This is a genomic window from Flavobacterium pokkalii (genome assembly GCF_014596575.1).
Lineage (GTDB): Bacteria > Bacteroidota > Bacteroidia > Flavobacteriales > Flavobacteriaceae > Flavobacterium > Flavobacterium pokkalii.
This window is the reverse complement of the sequence record NZ_NASZ01000004.1, coordinates 137925-163045: the sequence shown is the minus strand read 5'-3', so window position 1 is coordinate 163045 and position 25121 is coordinate 137925. Positions and strand designations below refer to the sequence as shown.

The window sequence follows — 25121 nt, the reverse complement described above, 5'->3', positions numbered from 1 at the left end:
GGGATAACTAACGACAAGGCTTTAAAATGTTATTTTTTTTAAGTGAATCTGTTGGATTTAGCCTGATTTTTTTTCGAATTGTGATTTTATAAAAAAAAGTCCTGACTCCGATGGTTCGGAACAGGACTTTTTATGATAAAGAGATAAGTGATTATCTTCTTTTGTCTTTGATTTTTGCTTTTTTACCAGTAAGTTCTCTGAAGTAGAAGATTCTTGCTCTACGTACAGCACCTTTCTTGTTGATTTCAATTTTTTGTAGAGCTGGTAAGTTGATAGGGAAGATACGTTCAACACCTACTGAACCAGACATTTTACGAATTGTAAAAGTTTCAGTACTTCCTGTACCTCTTCTTTGGATTACAACTCCTTTAAAGAACTGAGTTCTTGTTTTTTCACCCTCTTTAATTTCGTAGTAAACTGTGATAGTATCTCCAGCTCCGAAATCAGGAAAATCTTTTTTTGTTACAAATTCGCTGTTAACGAAATCTACTAAATTTGCCATTTTAATTGCTCATTTTAATTTAAAAATCTAATCAACATTCACGATTATCGCCAGAGGTTAATTAAATGTGGGTGCAAAAGTAAAATTTAATTCCTAAACTAACAATTAATAATTAATAATTTTTTAGAGACTTATTATTAGGCTTAAGTTATTCATGGTCAAGCAAGTCAGGGCGACGGTTTTTGGTGTGTTCATACGCCATATCTTCACGCCATTTATCAATTTTAGACGAATGGCCACTTAATAAAACTTCAGGGACTTTCCATCCTTTGTAATCGGCTGGTCTTGTATAGATTGGACCTGATAATAAATTATCCTGAAAGCTATCTGTTAATGCTGAGGTTTCGTCACTTAAAACTCCCGGAATCAAACGGATTAAAGTATCAGATAATACCAAAGCGCCTAATTCGCCTCCGCTTAAAACGTAATCTCCAATGGAAATTTCTTTGGTAATAAAATGATCGCGCACTCTTTGATCCACGCCTTTATAATGTCCGCACAAAATGATGATATTCTCATACATTGACATCGTATTAGCCATTTTTTGATTCAAAGTTTCTCCGTCCGGCGACATGTAGATAACTTCGTCATACTCTCGTTGACTTTTTAAATGTGTAATGCAGTCGTCAATAGGCTGTACCGTCATGACCATTCCTGCTCCGCCGCCATAAGGATAATCGTCTACACTTTTTTGTCTGTTTGTAGTGTAATCTCTTAAATTATGGATGTGAACTTCTACGAGACCTTTGTCGATGGCGCGTTTCATAATCGAAGCCTCAAATGGACTGCGTAGTAATTCAGGTAAAACAGTAATAATGTCAATTCGCATGATTCTATATCTAGGTTTTTGAATGGGGCAAAGGTACAAAGTTTTTTCAGGAGCATATGAATTGATGTAGATTAAAGCTTTTTTGGAGATTAAATTTTTGAATATTAATATGTTAAAGTTTTTTTATGTGTGTTTTGAATTTAAAAAAGTTATATTTTTGGGCGTCCCAAATTTATGATTAAAGTGCAAATGAAATATTGAATTAAGAGTTTGATTTTGCGCTGCGTATAATTTTAACCTGCTAATGAGAAATATACTTATAGGAGTATTTACAATAGGAATACTTTGTGGTTTTGGAGTGAATTCCAAATCTTTGAAAAAAAATCAAAATGAAAGTCGATTAGAGATTGTAACTAAAGAAGAAAGAATTTCGGAACAAATAGTTGCAATCAAATCGATGTTGAAATCCAATCCAAAGTTTAATAATGAGATTGCTTTTTTGCTGGATATGAAAATAATGTCGGGTAAAAATCGCTTTTTTGTATATGATTTAATTCATGATAAGATTATCGATCAGGGGCTGGTAGCGCATGGTTTAGGTTCGGGAATGTTTAGTGATTTGAAATTTAGTAACGAAAACAACTCTTATTGTACTTCATTGGGTAAATATTATATTGGTAAAAGTTATTCTGGTGAATTTGGGAAAGCCTATAAGTTATATGGTTTAGAATCGACAAATAGTAATGCTTTTTCACGAAATATTGTTTTGCATCAATATGATAAAGTGCCTTATGAAGAGCAGAATACTTATATCTGTAATAGTTTAGGTTGTCCGATGGTAAATGAAGTTTATTATAGTAGAATTCAAAAGTTGATTGATAATTCTAAGTCTAACATTATTTTGGACATTTATTATTGATTTTACTTTTCATTAAATAAACTTCGCCTTCAAATTTTCTGTTTTTTAGATTGACGCAATCTCTAATTTAATTTGTAAATTTGCGCTTCAATAAAATTTAAAAAAAAATGGAAAACGGAATATACGCTAAATTCAATACCGCTAAAGGTTCGGTTTTAGTAAAATTAACGCACGATTTAACACCGGGAACAGTAGGTAACTTTGTCGCTTTAGCTGAAGGTAATTTAGAAAACAATAAAAAACCTCAGGGAGTAAAATATTATGACGGATTAACTTTTCACAGAGTTATTCCTGATTTTATGATCCAAGGTGGGTGTCCATTAGGTTCAGGTACCGGAGATCCTGGTTATAAATTTGATGATGAATTCCACCCAAGTTTAAAACACGATAAACCAGGAGTTTTGTCTATGGCTAATGCAGGACCTGGAACAAATGGTTCTCAATTCTTTATTACGCACGTTCCAACTTCATGGTTAGACGGAAAACACACTGTTTTTGGTCATGTTGTTGAAGGACAGGAAGTGGTTGATGCTGTTGCTCAGGGTGATGTTTTGGAAACTTTGGAAATTATCCGTGTGGGTGAAGAAGCTGAAAAATGGAATGCTGTAGAAGCGTTTAGAGTTTTTGAAGGAAACAGAAAAAAACGTTTAGAAGCTGAAAAAGCAGCTGCTGAAGAGGCTTTAGAAAAATTAGCTGCCGGTTTCCAAAAAACAGATAGCGGATTGCGTTACCAATTTATCCAAAGAGGTGAAGGTAAAAAAGCAGAAAATGGAAAAACAGTTTCTGTTCACTACACAGGACAATTACCTGACGGAAAAGTTTTTGATAGCTCTTACCCACGTAAAAAACCAATTGAGTTTCCATTAGGGCAAGGAAATGTGATTGAAGGATGGGACGAAGGAATTGCTTTGTTGCAAGTAGGTGATAAAGCTCGTTTTGTAATTCCTGCTCACTTAGGATATGGTTCTCGTGGAGCAGGAGGAGTTATTCCGCCAAATGCTACGTTGATTTTTGACGTTGAATTAATGGACGTTAAATAATTTTTGATTTAAGATAGATTGCAGATTTCTGACTGTAATTAAGATTGTACATAAAACATAAAAAACCAGTTCAATTTGAACTGGTTTTTTTATGTTTTATTTTCTGCCTTCTGCCTTCTGCCCTCTAATTTCTGCTTTCTGAATACTGCAATTTGTTATTTCCATTTAATATTACAGCCAATACTTGGTTTTTGATCGGGATTGATGATTCGGTTGTATAAAACACCGTCTATTGCGCTGCGCAAATCGCTTCCGCTTAACGGAATTCCGTTTCCGGGACGACTGTCGTCGAGTTGACCGCGATAGACTAATTTGTCCTGTTTGTCAAACAGGTAGAAATCAGGAGTGCAGGCGGCATCGTATGCTTTGGCAACTTCCTGTGTTTCGTCGTATAAATAAGGAAACTCAAATTTATTTTCAAATGCAAATTCCGTCATTAATTGGGGTGCATCCTGCGGATAATTGGTGACATCATTGCTGGAAATAGCAATCATTCCTATTCCCTGAACCCGGTAATCATTGGCTATCCGAACAATTTCTTCGATTACATGATGCACAAAAGGGCAGTGGTTGCATATAAAAAACACTAGTGTCCCTTTGGATCCTTTTAAATCGGCAAAAGAATAATCTTTTTGAGATTGAGTATCTTTTAAATAAAATTCAGGAGCGGTGGTTCCCAGTGCGAGCATGTTGGATGGAGTTCGTGCCATTTGGTTTCTTTTTATTTTAAGGTATAAAGTTAATAAAATTGAAAACGTTTTGAATTGTAAAAACTAATTTTGGTATTCTGAAAAAAATTATAAAAAAATATGGAAAATAATTTAAGTTGGGCCGAATTTGAAAAAGTAGCTATGCATGTGGGGACAATTATCGGGGTTAATGAATTTCCTGAAGCCAGAAAACCGGCTTTTCAGCTAAGCATAGATTTTGGAGCAGCTATTGGAATCAGAAAAACTTCGGCTCAAATTACAAAGCGATATACTAAAGAAGAGCTTTTGAATCGTCAGATTGTGGCGGTAGTCAATTTTCCAAAGAAGCAAATTGGCAAATTTATGAGTGAATGTTTGGTTTTGGGCGCAGTTGGTAAAGAAGGAGATGTTATTTTGCTTGCTCCCGATTTTAAAATTGAAAACGGTTTACGAATAGGTTAATAGCTAATTTTTTTATCCACAAAAAAAAGTTAGCCATCAATTAAAAAATTCTCGCAAATTAATTTATGTGAATCTTTTAATTGATGGCTAAAAAAATAATGGCTTTCGATCTGTTTTTATTTTTCTACGGGCAAGTTATGATCGAGACCCCATTCGGTCCAGGAACCATCGTAAACAGCTTTTGGATTGCCGGAAACTAATTCGTAAGCAATTAAATCAATGCAGGCGGTAATTCCGGAACCACAGGAAAAATAAAGGTTTTTGTCCTGATGTGGTAATATTTGTTTGAGTTCTTCTTTGGATAAAAAATAACCGTCTTTTAAAACTTTGGAAAAAGGAAGGTTTACGGCATTCGGAATATGTCCGCTGCGTAATCCTTCACGGGGTTCTTCGATTTCGGCATGAAAACGGTCAGAAGAACGGGCGTCAATAACAATCGCTTCTTTTGAAGTGAGGTTGTTTAAAATCTGAAATTTGGTTTTAAATTTTTCCGGGTGAAAATTAGCATCAAAATCTCCTTCTTTGAAGGATTTAGGCGCTACTTTTTCGGTAGGGAAGTTTTCTTTTTCCCAGGCCGGAAATCCGCCATCAAGAACCCACACATTTTCGTGTCCCATACTTTTGAATAAATACCAGACTCTTGGGCTGGAGTAGATTCCTTTCGTGTCATAAACTACAATTTTACTGTGTTTATGAATGCCTAATTTTCGTGCTTCGGCAGCAAAAGCTTCCGGTTTTGGGAGGGTGTTAGGCAAAGGAATAGAAGTATCACTGAATTTATTTTTAATATCAAAAGTACGAGCGCCACTAATTTGTAAGTCGTGTGGCGGAGTGTCTAAAACCGCATCTAAAATGATTAATTCCGGATTGTCAAGGTTTTCTTTGAGCCAACTTACGGATACAATAGGATTTTTCATAGCGCTTATTTTTAGAGTTGAATGAGTTGTACTAAGTTACAAAATCATTTTGATTGTACCGCTTCCGGAGCTTTATGAATGACTAATTGCGGAAAAGGAATTTCAATGCCTTCTTTGTCAAAAGTAATTTTGATTCGTTTTCTGAGTTCACCGGTAATATCCCATTTTTTATCCGGTAAAGATTCACCAAGAATTTTTAAAACGATGGAAGAATCGGCAAACTCATCAATGCGTAAAAATTGTGGTGCCTGAATGATGTAATCTTTCCATTGTGAATCAGCAGCCAGGTCATTCCCAATTTGGTTAATGATAGTAATTACTCTTTCGATGTCACTGCTGTATCCTACGCCGATATTGATGTTGATTCGGGAAAATTCATTTGAAAGGTTAGAAACTCTTTTAATTTCTCCGTGAGGAATATGGTGTACCGTTCCGTCAATGTCTCTTAAAGTTGTTTTTCGTAAACTGATTTGTTCTACTTTTCCGCTGGCTAAATCTAAATCGACAACATCACCCACACGGTATTGGTTTTCGAGAATGATAAAAAGTCCGGAAATAATATCTCGAATAAGGTATTGTCCTCCAAAACCAAATGCTAAACCTACAATTCCGGCTGCGGCAAGGATGGGGCCAATTTCGATGCCGAATTCTTCTAAAACAATCAGACAAGCAATACATAAAATACAAATTTTAGAGGTTGTCGTAAAAATTTGAATCAGCGTGTTTTCTCTTTTTTCTTCGGCTTCTTTGGAAGAATATTTGTCCGGTCTAACGGCTATTCTAACGGCTTTTTCTATGAACCGTCTTAAAACTTTGTTCAGGAAAAAAGCGATTGCGATTATAAAAATAATTTTGATACCACTGGTTAGTAGCCAGGGAATGATACGTTCGCCGTATTCGTTGATGTATTTGGTAGTGATTTCCTGCCAGTTGATTGTGGTTAAATTCATTGTGTTGCCATTTTAATTAATAAAAAAAGTCCAAAAACCGATGATTTTTGGACTTTATAAATGTTTAAATTTTAATATTTTGAAGGATATTAAATATCGTCAAAATCAATATCGGTGAAATTTGATATTTCCGGTACTTCCTCTCCGGCTATTGCTTTTTCTGAAGCATATTCCTTTTTAAAATCTTTTTGATGTCTTTCTGAAATTACTTCTTCTCCTTTATGGTTTAAAACGTAAGAAGTCATTTCTCCAAGGATTTCTGTAAAAGCTGTGAAGTCCTCTTTGTACAAATATATTTTGTGTTTTTTGAAATGAAACGAACCGTCTTCTTCCGTGAATTTTTTACTTTCGGTAATGGTAATATAGTAATCATCAGCTTTAGTAGCTCTCACATCAAAGAAATAAGTTCTTCTTCCTGCACGTAAAACTTTAGAAAAGATTTCTTCTTTTTCTAACATGTCATTTTCTCTCATAATCCGTTCTGTACAATAATATGGTTGTTAATTGAAACCAAAAATGATAAAAATATATGGATTAAGCAAGATTTATAGTAATTCTTTTTCAGAAAGTTGTTTTAAATAAAGAGAGGCGTAATAGCCTTCCTGATTTATTAACTGGTTATGAGAACCTTGTTGGATTATTTTTCCGTTTTCCAAAATTATTATTTTATCGGCATTTTTGGCAGAAGATACTCTGTGGCTCACTATAATAGTTGTTTTGTCCTTGCAAATGGCGTTTAGGTTGTTTAGGATAGCTTCTTCAGTTTCGGTGTCAACTGCTGATAAACAGTCGTCAAACAATAAAATTGGAGGGTTCTTAATGATAGCCCTGGCGATGGAAACACGCTGTTTTTGTCCACCGGAAAGCGTGATACCTCTTTCACCTAAAATAGTATCATATTGTTTGTTGAATCCCATAATATTATCATGAACCACGGCGTTTTTAGCGGCTGAAATAACTTCGTCCATTTCGGCATTTTCTTTACCAAATTTGATATTGTTCTTGATGGAATCCGAAAATAAAAAGGCATCCTGAGGAACCATTCCGATATTGTTTCGTAAATCGAACAAGTTCAAACTGCTGATTTCTTTATTGTCTATTTTAATCGTTCCTTCGTTAACATCGTACATTCTGGAAATGAGTGAAAGAATCGTGGATTTTCCGGAGCCGGTTTTTCCTAAAATAGCCAGTGTTTCTCCTTTTTTTACTGTAAAAGAAATATTTTTCAGGGCAGTTATATTAGTGTCCTGATAAGTAAAACTTACATTTTCAAAATTAATAGCTCCTTCAATAATTGATTTTTCCGGATTGTTATTTTTGATTTCCGGCTCTATTTTTAAGAATTCATTGAGTCTTTTTTGTGAAGCTTCGGCTTCCTGAACCATTGAAGAAACCCAACCTAATGACGCAACTGGCCAGGTAAGCATGTTGATGTAAAGGATGAATTCGGCAATGGTTCCGATACTTTTTAAGGTTCCATTGATGTACATCATGCCGCCAACATAAATGACCACGAGGTTGCTGATTCCAATAAGCGCCAGCATTAATGGCCCGAATAAAGACTGAACTTTGGCTAAATCCAAACTTTTGCTTTTGCTTTCTAAAGCCAGAGCGGTCATGTTGTCCTGCTGTTGGTTTTCGAGTGAGTAGGCTTTGATGACTCTTATTCCGGAAAAAGTTTCCTGAGTAAAGCTGGAAACTTTGGAAAGGAATTGCTGAAAAGTAGTACTTCGTTTATTGATTTCGGTACTTAGTTTAAATATCGCATAGGATAATAACGGTAGCGGTAAAAGAGTGTAAAAAGTCAGTAAGGGCGAAACTTTGTACATAAATAAAATGACTATTGCAAAACGAATAATGGTGTTGATGGTGTACATGACGGCAGGACCAACATACATTCTTACTTTTGAAACATCTTCGCTAATACGGTTCATTAAATCCCCGGTGCGGTTTCTTTTATAGAAATTCTGAGAAAGGTTTTCGTATTGTCTAAAAACTTCATTTTTCAGGTCAAATTCTATGCGTCGCGACATTACAATTAGTGTTTGACGCATCAAAAAAGTCAAAAAACCGGCAATAATTGTGGTTGCAATAATTAGTAAAATGTTTTCAACCAGTTCGTTTTTTATAACTGACTTTAAGATTTTTTCATTTTTAAATGAAGTTTCAATAGCCAAAAATGATTTGCTAATCAGTTTTGGAGTAAACAACATAAAAATCTGTGCTATAATGGTGAATAAAATACCAAGCAAAAAATGGTATTTATATTTGATGAAGTATTTGTTTAAATAAAGTAATTCTTTCATTATTAGGAAGTGCTATTTTAAAAGAAATACAAATATAAGCAATAATAGCTATCAGGCTTTTGAGTTTATGATTCATTAAAGAATATTTTAGAAATAAGCTTCTGGTTTTTTATGCTGGACGAAGCCCCTTTTTAGAGATTTAAATTTTATTTTGACAAAGGAAATACTTATTTTTGCAGCCTAATTTTTTAAAAGTTCTTATAAGGTGGTAAATAGACGACACATTCGCGTTAAAGTTATGCAAACCATTTATGCGATGCATCAAAACGGCTCAGATAACTTAGAAAAGGAAGAAAAATTTCTTTTTTACAGTATCGATAACATTCAGGATTTATACCTTACAATGATTTCTTCCTTATTGGAAATATGCAAAAAAGAGCGAGAGTTTTTGCATTTATCCAGTCAAAAACATTTGGCAACTGCTGCAGAGCGTAACCCGAATGAAAAATTCATTAAAAACAGTATTTTTGAAATTCTTGCCGAAAACAATTCGTTGAGTATTGCATTAGAAACAAGAAAAATCAATGCCTGGCATTTGCACGAAGATTATATTTCCTTGTTGTTAAATGCAATCAAAGAGAGTTCGTATTACCAAAAATACATGAGCAATCCGGAGCGTTCTTTTGAAGAAGACCGACAATTAATCGTGGATTTGTTTACTGAAATTATTGTTCCAAATGAGAAATTATATGAATTTTTGGAAGATGATAAGTTAACCTGGATTGATGATATTCCAATGGTAAACACGCAAATTATCAAGCAATTGAAAGCGATGAAGCCAATTGAAAATGATAATTTTAAAGTGCCAAAATTATATAAAGATATTGATGATAAAGATTTCGTGAAAGATTTGTTCCGCAAAACAGTTTTGAATGAAAAAGAGCTGGCAAAAGAATTTGTGGATAAAACACCAAACTGGGATAGTGACCGTATTGCCGAAGTAGATACCATTATTTTGAAAATGGCCATTTGCGAATTGTTGAAATTCCCGTCCATTCCGGTAAAAGTAACTTTGAATGAATATTTAGAATTAGCCAAAGAATATTCTACACCAAAGAGTAGTATTTTTATCAACGGAATTTTAGATAATTTGGTGAAAGAATTAGAAACCAGTAAAAAAATGCTTAAAACCGGTCGCGGTTTAATGTAATATTAATCAATTTAAAGAAAATTAAAAATTATGGGACAATTAAGTCAGTTTGCACCGTTTCTGTTAATGTTTGTTGTTATTTATTTCTTCATGATCAGACCACAACAAAAGAAAATGAAACAGGAAAAAGAATTTGAAAACAGTTTAAAAGTAGGAGATAAAATTATTACTAAAAGCGGACTTCACGGAAAAGTAGTAGAGCTTGCCGATACAACAGTAGTGATTGAAACGATGGCAGGAAAATTAAAAATGGAGCGTACTGCAATTTCAATGGAATTAAGTGCTTCTTTAGCCAAAAAACAAGCATAAGATTTAATCTTAGCGTAAAAAAAAGTCTCATCCTGATAGCATCGGAATGGGACTTTTTTTATAGATTGTATTTTGTTACTTTTTTTTGCTTTTTTTAGATTTCGCTTCGTCTAAACCAAAGTTAGGTAAGGCGGTCAATTCGGCAATTTTGATAATAACTTCTACGGCTTTTTGCATGCTTTCCACCGGAACATATTCGTATTTCCCATGAAAATTATGTCCTCCGGCAAAAATATTCGGGCAAGGTAATCCCATATAAGACAACTGAGAACCGTCTGTTCCGCCACGAATAGGTTTGATAATAGGTTTGATGTTTAAGTTTTTCATTGCTTTTTCGGCAATGTTAACAATGTGTTTTACAGGAACTACTTTTTCTTTCATGTTGAAATACTGGTCTTTGATTTCAACTATAACAATGTCTTCACCAAATTGTTTTGCGAATTTCTTGTTGATTTTTTTGGCGATTTTTTGAATTTTCTCTTTTCTCTTTTCGAATTTTTTTCTGTTGTGGTCTCTGATGATTAATTCGACAACACTTTCTTCGATGCTACCAGTTAAATGGTGTATGTGATAGAATCCTTGATATCCTTTTGTCTTTTCCGGAACTTCATCAGCGGGTAATTCGTTAATAAAATCATTGGCAATTAACATGGAATTAATCATTTTTCCTTTGGCATAACCCGGATGAACGCTTTTTCCTTTGAAAATAATTTTTGCTCCGGCGGCATTAAAATTTTCGTATTCTAATTCGCCAATTTGACTTCCGTCCATGGTATAAGCCCATTGCGCGCCAAATTTTTCCACATCAAAAAAATGTGCGCCACGACCAATTTCTTCGTCTGGGGTAAAACCAACTCTGATTTTTCCGTGTTTGATTTCCGGATGTTGGATTAAATACTCCATTGCGGTCACAATTTCGGTAATTCCGGCTTTGTCATCGGCACCAAGAAGTGTTGTCCCGTCGGTAGTGATTAAGGTTTGTCCTTTGTATTGTAATAAATCTTTAAAATAAGAAGGTGATAAAATAATATTTTGTTCGGCATTAAGTACAATATCTTTTCCGTCGTAATTTGCTACGATTTGTGGTTTTACATTGGCGCCGGTAAAATCAGGAGTAGTGTCAAAATGAGATATAAATCCAATCGTAGGAACTTCTTCTTTAATATTGCTTGGTAAAGTTGCCATGATGTACGCCTTGTCATCTATGCTAACGTCCTGCATCCCGATTGTTTTGAGTTCTTCAACCAGTTTGTTAGCCAAATCCCATTGTTTTTCAGTACTTGGTGTTGTATTTGAATTTGGATCTGATTCGGTATCGATAGTTACATAGCTGATAAAGCGATCAATAATATTTTGCATAAAATGATGTTTTTTTATTGGAATGCAAAGATAGTGCTAATTTAGAGTATAAAACCAAATGCTTTATTGCATGTTTTCTAAAATCTTCAGGATTTTGTCCAGCTTTTCAATTTCAATAGCATTCAGTTTGGCAGCCAAAGCTTCGATTTCCAATTTGGCTTCTTTATTAGTGGCGTAGTCGTCCTGAGCCTGAATGCGGTCTCTTTCATTTTGACGATTTTGTGCCATCATAATTATCGGGGCAGCATAAGCAGCCTGAGTAGAAAATAAAAGATTGAGAAGGATAAAAGGGTAAGCATCCCAGTGTTTAATGTATCCGATGAGGTTTAAACCCATCCAGACGATTACAAAAACAGTCTGAAGGATGATAAAACGCCAGGATCCCATTCCTTTAGCAACCCAGTCGGCAATGCGACTTCCTAATTCAAGACTTTCATAATGTCTTTGATGCCAGTTTTTATTGAAGTTTATTTCCATAGTTTTTTTATTTAAAAGTAACGAAAGTTTGTTTAAAAATAGCGTAGGAAGTTAAATAGCATCCAATTATTTCTGAGAAAAGCAGTGCTAAAAAATGTGTTTAATTGTTTCTTATTCGTTTAGATAATTCTATTTTTGCACTCAAATTAAAAACCTATGTACAAACAGTTTATCCGACCGTTATTTTTTTGTTTTGATCCTGAAAAAATACATCATTTTACTTTTTCTTTAGTTCGTTTTACTTCTAAAATTCCCGGTTTTTCGGCAATTTATAAATCACTTTATTTAGTAGATGATAAACGATTAGAAAGAGAAGTTTTTGGATTAAAATTTAAAAATCCGGTAGGACTTGCGGCAGGTTTTGATAAAGATGCCAAGTTGTATAAAGAGCTGTCTAATTTTGGTTTTGGTTTTATCGAAATCGGAACTTTGACCCCGAAAGGACAGGACGGAAATCCTAAAAAACGTTTGTTTCGCTTAAAAGAAGATTCGGCGATTATCAACCGAATGGGCTTTAACAACGGCGGAGTGATGGAAGCAGTGGAGCGATTAAAATCCAATCCGGGTGTTTTAATTGGAGGAAACATTGGAAAAAACAAGGTAACTCCTAATGAAGAAGCAACTTCGGATTACGAAATTTGTTTTGATGCGTTATACGATTATGTGGATTATTTTGTGGTGAATGTGAGTTCGCCAAATACACCCAATCTTCGCGAATTGCAGGACAAAGAACCGTTGACACAGCTGTTGCAGACTTTGCAAAATAAAAATTTGGCTAAGCCAAAACAAAAACCAATTTTATTAAAAATTGCTCCGGATTTGACCGATGAGCAATTATTAGACATTATTGATATTGTAAAAGAAACTCAAATTGCAGGTGTAATTGCTACTAATACAACAATTTCCCGCGAAGGTTTGCAATCGGAAAATAAGACTGAAATGGGAGGTTTGTCCGGAAAGCCGTTGACAAAACGTTCTACTGAAGTGATTCGTTTTCTGTCCCAAAAAAGCAATAACGCTTTTCCGATTATTGGAGTAGGAGGAATTCATTCTGCCGATGATGCTATCGAAAAATTAGAAGCCGGAGCGAGTTTGGTACAACTGTACACCGGTTTTATTTATGAAGGTCCGGCATTAGTAAAAGCTATCAATAAAAAGATTTTAGGTAAGTTGTAAACTAATTCTAAATAGTATAAAATGAAAAGCGTAATTCTTAACATGAATTACGCTTTTTTAGTTTGTTCAACATTTTGCTGCTTTGCAAGTTTTAGTATCTTTGGAAACTATGGAACCAATAAAAATTATCGAATGTCCGCGTGATGCCATGCAAGGCATTAAAAGTTTTATTCCTACGGAAAAGAAAGTCGCCTATATTCAGGCTTTGCTGCGTGTGGGGTTTGATACCATAGATTTTGGTAGTTTTGTTTCGCCAAGAGCAGTTCCGCAAATGCAGGACACTGCTGCAGTTTTAGAGCAATTGGATTTGTCTAAAACCAGCAGCAAACTTTTGGCTATCATTGCCAATACCAAAGGAGCTGAGATGGCTGCTCAATTTGAACCAATACAATATTTGGGTTTTCCTTTTTCTATTTCTGAAAATTTCCAGATGCGTAATACGCATAAAACTATTGCAGAATCGATTGTGAGTATGCAGGAAATTCTGGAAATTGCTGATAAACATCAAAAAGAAGTGGTGGCTTATTTGTCAATGGGTTTTGGAAATCCTTACGGCGATCCATGGAATGTGGAAATCGTAGGAGAGTGGACGGAAAAATTAGCGGCAATGGGAGTTAAAATTCTTTCTTTGTCGGATACCATTGGAAGTTCGACTCCTGAAGTAATTCGTTATCTGTTTTCCAATTTAATTCCGAAATATCCTCAAATTGAGTTTGGAGCGCATTTGCATACAACTTATGATAAATGGTTTGAGAAAATTGAAGCGGCTTATGAATCCGGCTGCCGAAGATATGACGGCGCCATTCAGGGATTTGGAGGTTGCCCAATGGCAAAAGACGAATTGACCGGAAATATGCCTACCGAAAAATTACTGTCTTATTTTACGGCTAATAAGGAAACTTTGAATTTAAATCCGTTGAGTTTTGAAAGTGCGTATAACGAAGCTTCCAAAATTTTTCAAACCTATTATTAGAAATCGTTTTGAAATGAAATTTTTAGAATTACCTAAATAAGGTTCAGAAATGAAAAAGTATTTTTTAAGTAAAATTATTTGTTTGTTGCTTCTTGTAGGTGTACATTTTTCCTGTTCGAGTGATTTAGATTTTAATCAGTTGAACGATTTGAGGCTGGAACCGGTTTATGAGCTTAATTTTAGCTATTTTAATGTTCCGGCAACTGCTTTTGTAGCTAGTGATGGAACTAATTATCAATGGGCTTATGACGATGAGGAATTTGATGTTTTTAGAGATAAATACATCAACAGTTATCTGCAAAGAGCCGATTTTTATTTTGAAATTACCAATACTATTGCGCGTGCCTTTTCATTAAATATTGTTTTATTGGATGCCAATGATAATATGCTGACCACAATTACGATGGATGTTCCTGCTTATTCCGGAACAGCCAATACTATTTCGCAAACAGAAATTTTTCAAAACGCAAGATTAGAATTGCTTAAAAGTACCCGAAAAATGCGTTTTATGGTTGCAATGAAACCTGGACCGGTTTTGGATGAAAATAGTCCCGGGAATTTAATTTTGCGTTCAAGTGCCACAGTTTATATGGAAATACAATGAGAAAAGTTTTTTTATTCTTGTTGTTAGTGGTAGTTGCAAATTGCTTTTCTCAAAATAAGCAAGTATTGTATAATATGACTTCGGTTCCGCAATCTTTAATGTTAAATCCCGGAGCCGATTTTAAGTATAAATTTTATTTTGGAGTTCCGTTGCTTTCGGGAACTTCGTTCAAAGTTGGATCTACTGGTTTTTCAATGTATGATTTGTTTGCCAATGACGGAGTCGATTTCAATCAGAAGTTGCGAAAGGTAGTTTATGCAACCAATAGAAATGATCATGGTGCGCTGAATGAGCAAATCGAAATTTTTAATGGCGGTGTGAAATTAGGGGATTGGTTGGAAGACAAGGGGTATTTGTCCTTTGGTTTGTATCAGGAATTCGACTTTTGGAGCTATATGCCTAAGGATTTGGCTATTTTGGCTTTGGACGGTAATCAAAATTATATTGCAAAATCATTTGATTTGTCTGATTTAAGTGTGAAAGCCGAAACGGTTTCGGTATTACATATTGGTTATCATAAAAATATCGCTGATAATTTAATTGTGGGCGCCCGTGGGAAAATTTACTTCAGCGGATTCAATGCAACTTCTACCCACAATTCGGGATATATTTTAACCAGAAATGCTAATACGACAATATATGAGCAAATAGTTAATTCAAATTTAACCTTGAATACTTCGGGAATTTCAAAATATATTGACGAAGATTACAATGGAGATGTTGCGACTGATGTTCGTAAACAGCTTTTGTTTGGCAGTGATATGGGACTTGGTTTTGATTTGGGGTTTACTTATTATCCTAAAAAAAATACGCAAATTACAGCCAGTATTCTGGATGTTGGTTTTGTGAGTCACTCAAAGGATGTGGAAAACTTTACTTATAAAGGTTATTATAAGTATGAAGGAATCAATCCGGGATTTACTGGTTCAGATGACCCGGATGGTGTGTATAGTGATTTTCAGGATGCAGTTAAGTTAGACACATTATATAATAAATACACCACCTGGAGGCCAATAAAATTGAATGCTTCTTATAAATATTCTTATGGAATTAGCAGCGAGGAAGATTGTAATTGTTATGCCGGAGAGAAAAAATATAAAAATTCAGTTGGAGCTCAGCTTTTTATGATGAGTACGCCACGAACGCCTATTACAGCTCTTACGGGTTTTTATCAAAGAAATGTTTCAGACAAATTACAGTTGAAAGCAACTTATACTTTGGATTCTTATTCTTATACGAATATTGGATTGGGAATGTCAGCTACTTTAGGGAAGTTTAATCTGTATTTTATGGGCGATAATTTATTGGGTTATCGGGATGTATCCAAGGCTAAGAGTCTTTCTTTTCAGTTTGGCTTTAATTTTATTTTTGCAGATAGTAACGAACCTCCTTATTGATTTTGATGAGAATTTTTAAAGCGGTATTGTTTTGAGATATTTCAGGCTGTGAAATTTATTTGGATTCTGAATTTTAATAAATTAAAATAATTTGCTATATTTGCACGCAATTCAACTAGAAATTGCAACATGATAGCACACAATTCAAAGATTATCGGTGAAGGTTTAACTTACGATGATGTATTATTAGTTCCTAATTACTCACAAGTGCTTCCTCGCGAAGTGAGTATCCAAACAAAATTCTCAAGAAACATAACACTTAACGTTCCTATTGTATCTGCTGCTATGGATACAGTAACCGAAAGTTCTATGGCTATTGCTATGGCTCAGGAAGGAGGAATTGGTGTTTTACATAAAAACATGACTATCGAGCAGCAAGCTGCTAAAGTGCGTAAAGTAAAACGTGCAGAGTCAGGGATGATTATCGATCCGGTAACTTTACCTCTTTCGGCTACTGTTGCTGATGCAAAAGCTGCAATGAAAGAATTTGGTATTGGAGGGATTCCTGTTGTTGATGAAAATCAAACTTTGAAAGGAATTGTTACAAACCGTGATTTACGTTTTGAGAAAAACAGTTCTCGTCCGATTGTTGAGGTAATGACTAGCGAAAATCTGGTAACAGTTGCTGAAGGAACTTCATTAGTGGAAGCAGAAGTCGTTTTGCAAGGTCATAAAATCGAAAAACTTCCTGTAATTGACAAAGACAATAAATTAGTAGGTTTGATTACTTTTAGAGATATTACTAAATTGAATCAAAAACCAAACGCTAATAAAGATAAATACGGACGTTTGCGTGTAGCTGCTGCTTTAGGAGTTACTGCTGATGCGGTTGAAAGAGCAACAGCACTTGTAAATGCTGGTGTGGATGCGGTAATTATCGATACAGCTCACGGTCATACCAAAGGAGTGGTGGATGTGTTAAAAGCAGTAAAAGCCCAATTCCCTGATTTAGATGTTGTAGTTGGAAATATTGCTACACCGGAAGCGGCTCAATATTTAGTGGATAACGGAGCTGATGGGGTTAAAGTTGGAATCGGACCAGGTTCTATTTGTACAACTCGTGTGGTTGCCGGAGTTGGTTTTCCTCAGTTTTCTGCTGTTTTAGAAGTTTCAGCTGCAATTAAAGGTTCAGGAGTTCCTGTAATTGCTGATGGTGGTATTCGTTATACTGGAGATATTCCTAAGGCAATTGCTGCCGGAGCTGACTGTGTGATGTTAGGTTCGCTTTTGGCAGGTACTAAAGAATCTCCGGGTGAAACAATCATTTTTGAAGGAAGAAAATTCAAATCATATAGAGGAATGGGGTCTGTGGAAGCGATGCAAACAGGTTCTAAAGACCGTTATTTCCAAGATGTAGAAGACGATGTGAAGAAATTAGTTCCGGAAGGAATTGTAGGTCGTGTGCCTTACAAAGGAGAATTAAACGAAAGTATGTTGCAATTCATCGGTGGTTTACGTGCCGGAATGGGCTATTGCGGAGCTAAAGACATTGCTACTTTGCAGGCAACCGGGCGTTTTGTACGTTTGACTTCAAGCGGAATTTCTGAAAGTCACCCTCACAACGTAACGATTACTAAAGAAGCACCAAATTATTCCAGATAATTTTTAGCTTAAATGATAAAAAAAAGAGCTGTCTGAGTTTTTGACTTAGACAGCTTTTTTTGTTTCTGAATTAGAGGGATTTTAGAAAGGTTATTTATTTTCGGTCGCCTCTTTTATTTCTTTTGCCAAAATAGGTTCGTACATCGCTTTAATATGTCTTTTTAGTTGAATAAAGCGAACGATTCCTATAACCAAGAGTATAAAACTTAAAGACAGGGACAAATGTCCCATATATCTGATTTCTTCAAAATCCTGCATTCCTAAAAAGGCCATGCCCCCAAGAACCAGATAAATAGAGGTTCGGATATAAGTGAGCAAGGTTCTTTCATTTGCCAGTTTTGTGCGTTCAATGGCTAAGTGATCACGCAAAATGATTTCTTCTTTATTTACGTAGTCACCTGTGAATTTGACGAGTTGTTTGATTATCTTTTTCATAGAATAAAGAAAAAAATGATACAGTTTGATAAAAAGTGATTTAACTCATAATCTACATTTTGAATTAATTTTTACTGAAACAAATTGAAATTCTTATGAGTACTTTGTTTAGCGATTCTATTTTTAATAGTTCGTTTTATAGTTACTATTGTAAATGCTATAGTTGTTACAAGTTAACAATGTTTACTAAGTTACTGATTTTTTACGTATTTACTAAAGTACTTCTGAAGTGAACTTTTTTTAATTATGATATAAAAAATTTTAGAAATGCTAACGGTTTAATAAGAATCTGTAGATGCAATGAAAATTAAACGAAAGGATGTTGTGATTTATTGGAGGTTTACTTGTCTGAATAGAATATTATTCCAGATAATTTTTTGCTTAAATGATAAAAAAAAGCTGTCGGAGTGTTGACTTAGACAGCTAGCTTTTTTGTTTTTATTCGGTTTATTTTAAAACATGAGTGGCTAAAACATTGTGTACATCATAAACATTAACCGATTTGTTAAATTGTTTTCGGATACTGGGAGTTTGTTCGCTGGAAACCCAAATTTTCAATTCGGCATCCAAATCAAAAGTTCCAGCAGTTTCAATACTAAAACGGCTGATACTTTTGTATGAAATCGATTTGTACTCAATTTTGCTTCCGGTTACTCCCTGTTTGTCAACTAAAATTAGTCTTTTATTGGTGAAAATAAAAACATCTCTGATGAGTTTAAAACCCATTTCGATTTCCTCACCGGCAATTAGTAATTTGCTGTAATCTTTTAGTAATTCTTCCTGGCTAACCGTTCCTGCGTTTCCAAGTAATGCTGAAAATAATCCCATAATTTTATTGTAGTTGTTAATTAATGACTAGTGTTTCTTTTATCAAAGATATTGAAAAAATAATATTGGTAAGAAAATTATTAAGCTGAAAAGCGTGAGTCAATTTTAAATTCTAAAAAATAAAAGAGCATAACAATCCTGTTAGAATTAAAATGCTGAAACCAATCAGGATGGGCTTTCTGATGTTTTTTTTCGAAAGACTAATGCCGTAAATCATTTTCAAAACATTGTTACTTGTAACGGCATTGAGAACAGCAGTAGCTAAAATTCCTTCACTGATGTTCCATTTGCTTTGAAAAATATTAATAATAAAAGGATCAATATCGGTAACTCCGACTACAAAGGATAAAATTTGAATTCCCGAAGTACCGTATTGGCTGTTTACAAAACTGGTAAGTAAGGCAAAAACAATAAAAAGAACACCAAAAAACAATGAAGTTCTAAATTCCAGAGGATTGGACATTGCTTTAATTTCAGACTGCTGTTTCGTAGTTTTGGATTGTTTTTGATCCAGCCAGATAAAATACAAACCAATGGCAGCCGAGAGTACAGCGAGCAAACTTAAACCCGGTGCCAGTTGTATCGCTATTGATTTATTAAAGAGATAAGCCAGGATGAAAATACGAATAAACATCATTGTTGTGGCGAGAATAATTGCGGCTGTTATTTTATAATTTTCGTCGGATTCTTTACTTTTTTTAGCCAAAATGAAAGTCGTGGCAGTACTGCTGTACAATCCGCCGAGAATTCCGGTGAGTATAATTCCGGATTGCGGGAAAACAAATTTTTGCAACAAATAACTAAAATAGGAAATACCTGAAACCGCTACGATAGCCAGCCAAAATTTATAGGGCGAAATAGAAATAGTTTCTGATATAGGTGTGTTAGGCAGCAAAGGAAGAATTACTCCCGCTATGGCTAGGAATTTTGACAGTGTGATGAATTCATTGTCGTCAATTTTTTTTGAAAAATTAAATAAAGTTTCTTTGATTTCGACTAAAATTAAAACAGAAACGACAATGAGGATTACTAACCAGTCGGCTTGTGTATAAATTAGCGGAGCTAAACAAAAAGTAATAAGAGCGACTACTATGGAAGTGATACTAAATTCCTTTTGAAGGAAACTTTTGGTGAAATAAAATACGGAGAGAAATAAGCCTAAAATCAATCCGCCACCCAGAAAAGGGATTAAATTAGCAGGGTCAAGCTTGTAAAGAATGAATCCTAAAATTCCGATAAGCGTAAAAGTTCTGTCGGTTCCAAAACGACTTCCTAAACTGGAATTTATAAATTGGCGGCGTTGTTCCAGCCCGATGAGCAGAGAAAATAAGGCTACCAGAATAAATTTGATTAAATCCGGTGGTAATATATCGATAAGTTCACTAGATTCTTTCATTGTTGTGTTGGGTATAAAGACGAAAAAGTATCTTAAAATTACATCCTTTTTAGATTTATGTTGTTAAAAATTCTAACAGATTTGAAAATTTTTCTTTAGTGAGCGTTATTTTGTTATTGGTATTTTGGGTAAAAGTCAATTTCTTCCTGTAGGCTGCTTTTAGAATATTGGCGGATTTCTTTGAGACAATTTCCCTTTTCATCTTTGTTGATGCAATGGATTTGAATTTCATCAATCAAACTGTCATTTACAGCTTTGATGCTAATTTTGGAAAGATAGTTATGTTTGTAATCAAAAAAATGGGTAAAAAAAGGAGGGAAGCGGTCTGTTATTTTGGCAATAGTTCCATCAGGATTGTACTGGTAAATGGCTTCGTTTTGTTTGAATTGTTTACGGGTATAACAGCTAATTCGTTCCCTTTGTCCCGGTTTCCATCGGGTTTTACAATAATAATTTTCTTTGTCCGGATAGGATTCTACCACAAACCATAAACGTTTTTGGGTTTCTTGGATAAGATTACCAAGCGAGTCGGTTGTTTTAGAATATTTGATACGTCCGTTTCGGGTAAAAAGGTATTCCTTAGTGTATAAAAGTTTTTTTGAGTTTTGACTGATTCGGTATTTTTTTTCCGTTGCCCAATGTATTCCCTCTGTCCATTGCCTGATGTGAGTGTATTTTTTTGTGGCACAGGACTGAAAACTTAGCAGAAGAATAAAAAAGCAGCAAATTTTCATCGTTACTGGAATTTGTTCAGTACTAATTTAGTGATTTTTAAAATTTTATTGTTGAAAATATTTGCTAATGAAAAGCTTATGGATTAGGATTTCGTACTATTTGATTTTTTGATTGAACTTTATAAGCTTGTAATGCTTTTTATTTTTATACCAATAAAACAATCATCCATGCAGTTTTTTTCAGTATAACCGCAAGTTGAAATGAGTCCGTTGTTTTCGGTTTCAAAATAAGTACTCGTGTTTTTCCTTTTTATAAGCCAATCCTTTTCTGCCTTAGTATAGATTTCATCTAATGTTATAGGACTTGCAGCTATAAAAGAGGAATGAGTATTAATTTCGTTTTCATTTTCAGTCCAATTTTTTTCTTCTTCAGATATGCTTTCGGGAGCATTTATATATGTAAAATCTCTTCGAATTACAATTCCGTTTGAAACAGTAATGGTTATTTCCCAATGAGAAGGTAATACAAAAGAGCTTCCAGATACTACATACTGATAAGAATTGTTAGAGGATGCTTTAAAATCCAGCCAGGCGCTTTTGCTTTTCTCAAAATCATTTTGATAGTTTAAATCATCGTCATTCGAACAGGAGATTGAACAAATGTTGATTAGTAAAAGGGTAATAATGTAAAAAGTTTTTTTCATGGTTGTTTTGTTTGAAGGTTTGTTATGTTGATTTGGATTTTAAATTTTTAACTAATCATTATTCAGTCATTATGTCTTTGATTTCGTCAAATAAATCTTTCCATGTTGGATTGATAGATTGTATCAATTTGTTTTTGGCAGCTCTGGAACCTGCTTTTATTTGTTTTTCCCGAGCTATAGCATCTTCGATCCATTGAAATTGCTCGTAGTAAACTAATAGGTTTACATCGTATCTGGCTGAAAATGATGTTGGGTATTTCTTGTTTTTATGTTCTAAAATTCTTTGTGGAAGATTTGATGTAACACCAACATAAACTACCGTTTGATATTTATTGGTAATTGTATACAAATCCTGGTTTCATGTTTTTTTAGTTTTTATTGAGTGATCAGATTTACTCTTTTTAGTGAGATTACTCACGACATGCTATTAGATTTGCTTTTTCTAGTGAGATTGCTTCGTTCCTCGCAATGACTTTGCGCCAAGTGTGTCATTGCGAGGAACGAAGCAATCTCAAGCAGTAAATCTGTAAAAAAATCATTGTGGTTACAGAAATGTTTTCCTCTATCTGGTGTTTATTTATAATACTTAATTTCTCGTTTAAATACTGTTACAAGTTTTCCTGAAGGATTAAAAATTTTTTTCTCAATCCAATTTCCTTCTTTGTCATATGTATATTCATGCTTATTTACATAAGATTCATAACCGGAAAAATTAGCAGTTTTTATTGTGATTGTATTTTTATCATATTCAAATTCATTGTAATAACTATTATTATATTTAGTACGAATTGTTATTTCCTTAAACTTGTTTCTAGATGTACTGTCTTTGTAAGTGGTTAATATTAAATTTTGGATATAGTTCTTATTTTCATAATCTTCAAAGCGGACAATTCTATTTTGTTTGTCATATGCAAATAGTCTTTTTGTAACGTAAGAACTATCAGAATTTGCATGATTTAAGTATTCTAAGTCTCCTTTTTGTTTGTAGGTATAATAAAGTGTTTTGTACGTTTTATCAAGTTGTTGAATGTTGACAATTGAATCTCCAAAATATTTGTAGTTCCAAGTCATTGTGTCTTTTGAATATTCGAAAGATATTCTGTTTTCATGTTGAATTCGATTATTTAAGTCATACTTATATTTCCAAACTGCAGAAGAAATTATTGAATCTTTTTTCTTTCTCAATTCAGTTTTCATATTTAAATATCCTTTTTCATTAAATTCAAACCTGTAATTATGGAAACCAAGAAAATCATATAATTCAAGGGTATAAGTTGAATCGTTTGAAAATATAGGTTCATACTCTTTATGTATTACCTCTCTAACTTTTCCTTTAAACTCATATCTCTTTAAATCTGTGGAATTTAAACGTTCACGCATTTGAGAAAACCCTATTAATGGAATAAAAAGTATTAAAATAAGGAAAGTATATTTCATTTAAAGTCAATTTAAATTATTATATAATTTCAAATATATTAAAATATTCTTACAAAATGTAATTCTAATTTATTCCTAAAACAAAAAAACCTGCCGGTTTGCACCAGCAGGTTTTGTGATTTATCCGTTAAACGAATTAACAAATAACCGAATAAACTATTTTATTAAATCAAAACTACGTTTTACGAAAGTAGTTAAGGCTTCTCCTTTTAACAGGTTTTGAGACAATTTGGCCAAATCCAAAGCTTGTTTTACCAAGTGTTCCTGATTTGCTTTGTCTTCCGTATTTAAAATGGTAGATGCCAAAGGCGAGTTGGTGTTGATTACCAAATTGTACATTTCCGGCATATTACCCATTCCGAACATTCCGCCACCGCCGGTTTGACTCATTTCTTTCATTCTGCGCATGAATTCCGGTTGGGTAATCATGAACGGCGCTGCCTGACTGTCTAAAGCTTCCAGTTGTACGGTATAAGTTTGCTTGTTAACAACCGCTTCTACAGCTGTTTTTAGGTTGTTTTGCTCGTCTTCAGACAATTTTGAAATTGGTGTTTCGTCTTTTTTGATTAAATTATCAATATGATCTGAATCGACACGAACGAAAGTCAAATCTTTATTATCATTTTCTAATTTTTGAATTAGATGCGAAATAATTGGCGAATCTAAAAGCAAAACTTCGTAACCTTTTTCTTCAGCAATTTGGATGTAAGAATGTTGTGCTTCTTTGTTTCCTGCGTACAAAACAACCAATTTTCCGTCTTTGTCGGTTTGCTTGTCTTTAAGGTTTTCTTTTAATTCGTCAAGGGTGTAATATTTGTCATTAACCGTTGGGTACAAAACAAAAGCGCCTGCTTTTTCGTAGAATTTATCTTCAGAAAGCATTCCGTATTCCAGAACAATTTTGATGTCGTTCCATTTGGCTTCAAAATCGGCTCTGTTTTCGTTGAATAAAGATTTCAACTTATCAGCAACTTTACGGGTGATGTAGTTGGAGATTTTTTTCACCGCAGCGTCAGCCTGTAAACCGGAACGGGAAACGTTCAACGGAATGTCCGGAGAATCAATTACTCCTTTTAACATTGTTAAGAATTCAGGAACGATTCCTTCTACATTATCCGTTACAAAAACCTGATTTTGGTACAATTGGATTTTGTCTTTTTGAATTTGCATATCCGAACCTAATTTTGGGAAATACAAAATTCCCGTTAGGTTGAACGGATAATCTACATTCAGGTGAATGTTGAATAAAGGCTCTTCAAATTGCATTGGATACAATTCGTGGTAGAACGTTTTGTAATCTTCGTCATTTAAATCAGAAGGTTGTTTAGTCCATGCCGGATTTGGGTTGTTGATGATGTTATCTGTTTCAACCGTTTCATTTACATAATCCTCAGGAGCATCTTCCGGTTTAGGAAGTGTTTCCGTTCTGGTTCCAAATTTAATTGGAATAGGCATGAACTTATTGTATTTGTTCAATAATCCGCTGATTTTTGAATCTTCTAAGAATTCTAAAGAATCATCCGCAATATGAAGGATAATTTCAGTTCCGCGCTCGGTTTTGTCAGCCGGTTCAAGGGAGAATTCCGGACTTCCGTCGCAAGTCCAGTGAGCAGCTGGTTCGTCTTTGTATGATTTAGTTATGATTTCTACCTTTGAAGCCACCATAAAAGCCGAGTAGAAACCTAAACCAAAATGTCCAATAATTCCGGAATCTTTAGCGGTGTCTTTGTATTTTTCAAGGAATTCTTCAGCACCAGAAAAAGCCAGTTGGTTGATGTATTTTTCTACCTCTTCGGCTGTCATCCCAATACCTTGGTCGATAATGTGTAATTTTTTGCCTTCTTTGTCAACTTTTACCTCAAGAATTGGATTGCCATATTCTACTTTGGCTTCACCAATGTTGGTCAGGTGTTTTAATTTTAAAGTTGCATCTGTTCCATTCGAAATTAATTCACGTAAAAAGATCTCGTGATCGTTGTATAAGAACTTTTTAATAAGTGGGAAAATATTTTCCACTGACACATTAATTTTTCCAGTTGTCATATT

Annotated in this window: 27 protein-coding genes; 10 read left to right on the top strand and 17 right to left on the bottom strand. The window is 34.2% G+C overall.

Annotation, left to right across the window (positions count from 1 at the left end):
• Window positions 1–151 precede the first annotated feature (151 nt).
• Window positions 152–502 carry a 50S ribosomal protein L19 gene (gene rplS, locus B6A10_RS04910; RefSeq protein WP_026713113.1) on the bottom strand — a complete coding sequence of 117 codons (351 nt, stop codon included), beginning with the start codon at window positions 500–502 and terminating at the stop codon, window positions 152–154.
• Between the two features lie 148 nt (window positions 503–650).
• The gene (gene trmD / locus B6A10_RS04905) at window positions 651–1331 is read right to left on the bottom strand and encodes a tRNA (guanosine(37)-N1)-methyltransferase TrmD (protein WP_188219934.1); all 681 of its coding nucleotides are present in this window, start codon (window positions 1329–1331) and stop codon (window positions 651–653) included.
• A 244-nt stretch (window positions 1332–1575) separates the two neighbouring features.
• Here trmD and B6A10_RS04900 point away from each other — a divergent pair, with 244 nt between their 5' ends.
• Together B6A10_RS04900 and B6A10_RS04895 are read left to right on the top strand one after the other, a co-directional pair.
• A complete protein-coding gene (locus tag B6A10_RS04900; protein ID WP_188219933.1) occupies window positions 1576–2190 on the top strand; it encodes a murein L,D-transpeptidase catalytic domain-containing protein in 615 nt (204 codons plus the stop codon).
• Between the two features lie 107 nt (window positions 2191–2297).
• Complete coding sequence (locus B6A10_RS04895; protein ID WP_188219932.1) at window positions 2298–3230, top strand: peptidylprolyl isomerase; 933 nt, start codon at window positions 2298–2300, stop codon at window positions 3228–3230.
• 155 nt (window positions 3231–3385) lie between these two features.
• Here the strand turns inward: B6A10_RS04895 and B6A10_RS04890 are convergent, their stop codons facing one another.
• Entirely contained in the window at window positions 3386–3940 is a 555-nt protein-coding gene (locus tag B6A10_RS04890) for a thioredoxin family protein (RefSeq protein ID WP_055093459.1), read from the bottom strand.
• Between the two features lie 99 nt (window positions 3941–4039).
• On the opposite strand from B6A10_RS04890, the gene B6A10_RS04885 reads away from it, so the two are divergent.
• Entirely contained in the window at window positions 4040–4381 is a 342-nt protein-coding gene (locus B6A10_RS04885; protein ID WP_188219931.1) for a tRNA-binding protein, read from the top strand.
• Between the two features lie 116 nt (window positions 4382–4497).
• Here B6A10_RS04885 and B6A10_RS04880 read toward each other — a convergent pair whose 3' ends face one another.
• The 4 genes from B6A10_RS04880 to B6A10_RS04865 form a co-directional block, all read right to left on the bottom strand.
• Entirely contained in the window at window positions 4498–5298 is an 801-nt protein-coding gene (locus B6A10_RS04880) for a sulfurtransferase (RefSeq protein ID WP_188219930.1), read from the bottom strand.
• 44 nt (window positions 5299–5342) lie between these two features.
• Window positions 5343–6248, bottom strand: coding sequence for a mechanosensitive ion channel family protein (locus B6A10_RS04875; protein WP_055093452.1), 906 nt, complete (start codon window positions 6246–6248; stop codon window positions 5343–5345).
• 89 nt (window positions 6249–6337) lie between these two features.
• Window positions 6338–6721: a PUR family DNA/RNA-binding protein gene (locus tag B6A10_RS04870; RefSeq protein WP_026713123.1), complete on the bottom strand. Its 384-nt coding sequence runs from the start codon at window positions 6719–6721 to the stop codon at window positions 6338–6340.
• Between the two features lie 72 nt (window positions 6722–6793).
• Window positions 6794–8554 (bottom strand): ABC transporter ATP-binding protein, encoded by a 1761-nt coding sequence (locus B6A10_RS04865; protein WP_188219929.1) that lies wholly within the window; start codon window positions 8552–8554, stop codon window positions 6794–6796.
• A 238-nt stretch (window positions 8555–8792) separates the two neighbouring features.
• Between B6A10_RS04865 and nusB the strand changes: the two genes are divergently transcribed.
• Together nusB and yajC are read left to right on the top strand one after the other, a co-directional pair.
• Window positions 8793–9704 (top strand): transcription antitermination factor NusB, encoded by a 912-nt coding sequence (nusB, locus tag B6A10_RS04860; RefSeq protein WP_055093449.1) that lies wholly within the window; start codon window positions 8793–8795, stop codon window positions 9702–9704.
• Window positions 9705–9734: 30 nt separating this feature from the next.
• Window positions 9735–10013 (top strand): preprotein translocase subunit YajC, encoded by a 279-nt coding sequence (gene yajC, locus B6A10_RS04855; protein WP_188219928.1) that lies wholly within the window; start codon window positions 9735–9737, stop codon window positions 10011–10013.
• Window positions 10014–10088: 75 nt separating this feature from the next.
• Here yajC and pepT read toward each other — a convergent pair whose 3' ends face one another.
• Both pepT and B6A10_RS04845 read right to left on the bottom strand, forming a co-directional pair.
• Window positions 10089–11372: a peptidase T gene (gene pepT / locus B6A10_RS04850; protein ID WP_188219927.1), complete on the bottom strand. Its 1284-nt coding sequence runs from the start codon at window positions 11370–11372 to the stop codon at window positions 10089–10091.
• Between the two features lie 63 nt (window positions 11373–11435).
• Complete coding sequence (locus tag B6A10_RS04845) at window positions 11436–11849, bottom strand: DUF1003 domain-containing protein (protein ID WP_194431816.1); 414 nt, start codon at window positions 11847–11849, stop codon at window positions 11436–11438.
• Window positions 11850–12005: 156 nt separating this feature from the next.
• On the opposite strand from B6A10_RS04845, the gene B6A10_RS04840 reads away from it, so the two are divergent.
• The 5 genes from B6A10_RS04840 (at window position 12006) to guaB (ending at window position 17601) form a co-directional block, all read left to right on the top strand.
• Window positions 12006–13025 carry a quinone-dependent dihydroorotate dehydrogenase gene (locus tag B6A10_RS04840; RefSeq protein ID WP_188219926.1) on the top strand — a complete coding sequence of 340 codons (1020 nt, stop codon included), beginning with the start codon at window positions 12006–12008 and terminating at the stop codon, window positions 13023–13025.
• A 109-nt stretch (window positions 13026–13134) separates the two neighbouring features.
• The gene (locus B6A10_RS04835) at window positions 13135–13998 is read left to right on the top strand and encodes a hydroxymethylglutaryl-CoA lyase (protein ID WP_188219925.1); all 864 of its coding nucleotides are present in this window, start codon (window positions 13135–13137) and stop codon (window positions 13996–13998) included.
• A 49-nt stretch (window positions 13999–14047) separates the two neighbouring features.
• On the top strand, window positions 14048–14602 hold the full coding sequence (locus tag B6A10_RS04830; protein ID WP_188219924.1) for a hypothetical protein: 555 nt from the start codon (window positions 14048–14050) through the stop codon (window positions 14600–14602).
• Entirely contained in the window at window positions 14599–15999 is a 1401-nt protein-coding gene (locus B6A10_RS04825; protein ID WP_188219923.1) for a DUF5723 family protein, read from the top strand. The genes B6A10_RS04830 and B6A10_RS04825 overlap by 4 nt, the downstream gene beginning before the upstream one ends.
• 129 nt (window positions 16000–16128) lie before the next feature.
• The gene (guaB, locus tag B6A10_RS04820) at window positions 16129–17601 is read left to right on the top strand and encodes an IMP dehydrogenase (RefSeq protein ID WP_026713133.1); all 1473 of its coding nucleotides are present in this window, start codon (window positions 16129–16131) and stop codon (window positions 17599–17601) included.
• 90 nt (window positions 17602–17691) lie between these two features.
• On the opposite strand, the gene B6A10_RS04815 is transcribed toward guaB, so the two are convergent.
• The 8 genes from B6A10_RS04815 to htpG all read right to left on the bottom strand — a co-directional run bounded on the left by B6A10_RS04815 (window position 17692) and on the right by htpG (window position 25118).
• Window positions 17692–17970 carry a DUF202 domain-containing protein gene (locus tag B6A10_RS04815; RefSeq protein WP_238929363.1) on the bottom strand — a complete coding sequence of 93 codons (279 nt, stop codon included), beginning with the start codon at window positions 17968–17970 and terminating at the stop codon, window positions 17692–17694.
• Window positions 17971–18483: 513 nt separating this feature from the next.
• Window positions 18484–18864, bottom strand: a complete 381-nt coding sequence (locus B6A10_RS04810; RefSeq protein WP_026713135.1) for a PH domain-containing protein — start codon at window positions 18862–18864, stop codon at window positions 18484–18486.
• A gap of 112 nt (window positions 18865–18976) precedes the next feature.
• Window positions 18977–20260, bottom strand: coding sequence for an MgtC/SapB family protein (locus B6A10_RS04805; protein WP_188219922.1), 1284 nt, complete (start codon window positions 20258–20260; stop codon window positions 18977–18979).
• A 113-nt stretch (window positions 20261–20373) separates the two neighbouring features.
• On the bottom strand, window positions 20374–20994 hold the full coding sequence (locus B6A10_RS04800) for a hypothetical protein (RefSeq protein ID WP_055093415.1): 621 nt from the start codon (window positions 20992–20994) through the stop codon (window positions 20374–20376).
• Between the two features lie 119 nt (window positions 20995–21113).
• A complete protein-coding gene (locus B6A10_RS04795; protein WP_194431815.1) occupies window positions 21114–21638 on the bottom strand; it encodes a hypothetical protein in 525 nt (174 codons plus the stop codon).
• 58 nt (window positions 21639–21696) lie between these two features.
• On the bottom strand, window positions 21697–21987 hold the full coding sequence (locus B6A10_RS04790) for a GIY-YIG nuclease family protein (RefSeq protein WP_188219921.1): 291 nt from the start codon (window positions 21985–21987) through the stop codon (window positions 21697–21699).
• Between the two features lie 224 nt (window positions 21988–22211).
• The gene (locus B6A10_RS04785; protein WP_188219920.1) at window positions 22212–23075 is read right to left on the bottom strand and encodes a hypothetical protein; all 864 of its coding nucleotides are present in this window, start codon (window positions 23073–23075) and stop codon (window positions 22212–22214) included.
• 156 nt (window positions 23076–23231) lie between these two features.
• Window positions 23232–25118, bottom strand: coding sequence for a molecular chaperone HtpG (gene htpG, locus B6A10_RS04780; protein WP_188219919.1), 1887 nt, complete (start codon window positions 25116–25118; stop codon window positions 23232–23234).
• Window positions 25119–25121 lie beyond the last annotated feature (3 nt).

Bases quoted from the DNA above. Each gene is read 5' to 3' on its own strand.
- B6A10_RS04835 (WP_188219925.1), top strand. From the start codon at position 13,135: ATGGAACCAATAAAAATTATCGAATGTCCGCGTGATGCCATGCAAGGC.
- B6A10_RS04830 (WP_188219924.1), top strand. From the start codon at position 14,048: ATGAAAAAGTATTTTTTAAGTAAAATTATTTGTTTGTTGCTTCTTGTA.
- guaB (WP_026713133.1), top strand. From the start codon at position 16,129: ATGATAGCACACAATTCAAAGATTATCGGTGAAGGTTTAACTTACGAT.
- B6A10_RS04885 (WP_188219931.1), top strand. From the start codon at position 4,040: ATGGAAAATAATTTAAGTTGGGCCGAATTTGAAAAAGTAGCTATGCAT.
- B6A10_RS04795 (WP_194431815.1), bottom strand. From the start codon at position 21,638: ATGAAAAAAACTTTTTACATTATTACCCTTTTACTAATCAACATTTGT.
- B6A10_RS04825 (WP_188219923.1), top strand. From the start codon at position 14,599: ATGAGAAAAGTTTTTTTATTCTTGTTGTTAGTGGTAGTTGCAAATTGC.
- nusB (WP_055093449.1), top strand. From the start codon at position 8,793: ATGCAAACCATTTATGCGATGCATCAAAACGGCTCAGATAACTTAGAA.
- B6A10_RS04810 (WP_026713135.1), bottom strand. From the start codon at position 18,864: ATGGGATTATTTTCAGCATTACTTGGAAACGCAGGAACGGTTAGCCAG.
- B6A10_RS04800 (WP_055093415.1), bottom strand. From the start codon at position 20,994: ATGAAAATTTGCTGCTTTTTTATTCTTCTGCTAAGTTTTCAGTCCTGT.
- B6A10_RS04785 (WP_188219920.1), bottom strand. From the start codon at position 23,075: ATGAAATATACTTTCCTTATTTTAATACTTTTTATTCCATTAATAGGG.
- rplS (WP_026713113.1), bottom strand. From the start codon at position 502: ATGGCAAATTTAGTAGATTTCGTTAACAGCGAATTTGTAACAAAAAAA.
- B6A10_RS04900 (WP_188219933.1), top strand. From the start codon at position 1,576: ATGAGAAATATACTTATAGGAGTATTTACAATAGGAATACTTTGTGGT.
- B6A10_RS04805 (WP_188219922.1), bottom strand. From the start codon at position 20,260: ATGAAAGAATCTAGTGAACTTATCGATATATTACCACCGGATTTAATC.
- B6A10_RS04880 (WP_188219930.1), bottom strand. From the start codon at position 5,298: ATGAAAAATCCTATTGTATCCGTAAGTTGGCTCAAAGAAAACCTTGAC.
- B6A10_RS04870 (WP_026713123.1), bottom strand. From the start codon at position 6,721: ATGAGAGAAAATGACATGTTAGAAAAAGAAGAAATCTTTTCTAAAGTT.
- pepT (WP_188219927.1), bottom strand. From the start codon at position 11,372: ATGCAAAATATTATTGATCGCTTTATCAGCTATGTAACTATCGATACC.
- B6A10_RS04875 (WP_055093452.1), bottom strand. From the start codon at position 6,248: ATGAATTTAACCACAATCAACTGGCAGGAAATCACTACCAAATACATC.
- B6A10_RS04845 (WP_194431816.1), bottom strand. From the start codon at position 11,849: ATGGAAATAAACTTCAATAAAAACTGGCATCAAAGACATTATGAAAGT.
- B6A10_RS04895 (WP_188219932.1), top strand. From the start codon at position 2,298: ATGGAAAACGGAATATACGCTAAATTCAATACCGCTAAAGGTTCGGTT.
- B6A10_RS04865 (WP_188219929.1), bottom strand. From the start codon at position 8,554: ATGAAAGAATTACTTTATTTAAACAAATACTTCATCAAATATAAATAC.
- trmD (WP_188219934.1), bottom strand. From the start codon at position 1,331: ATGCGAATTGACATTATTACTGTTTTACCTGAATTACTACGCAGTCCA.
- htpG (WP_188219919.1), bottom strand. From the start codon at position 25,118: ATGACAACTGGAAAAATTAATGTGTCAGTGGAAAATATTTTCCCACTT.
- B6A10_RS04890 (WP_055093459.1), bottom strand. From the start codon at position 3,940: ATGGCACGAACTCCATCCAACATGCTCGCACTGGGAACCACCGCTCCT.
- yajC (WP_188219928.1), top strand. From the start codon at position 9,735: ATGGGACAATTAAGTCAGTTTGCACCGTTTCTGTTAATGTTTGTTGTT.
- B6A10_RS04840 (WP_188219926.1), top strand. From the start codon at position 12,006: ATGTACAAACAGTTTATCCGACCGTTATTTTTTTGTTTTGATCCTGAA.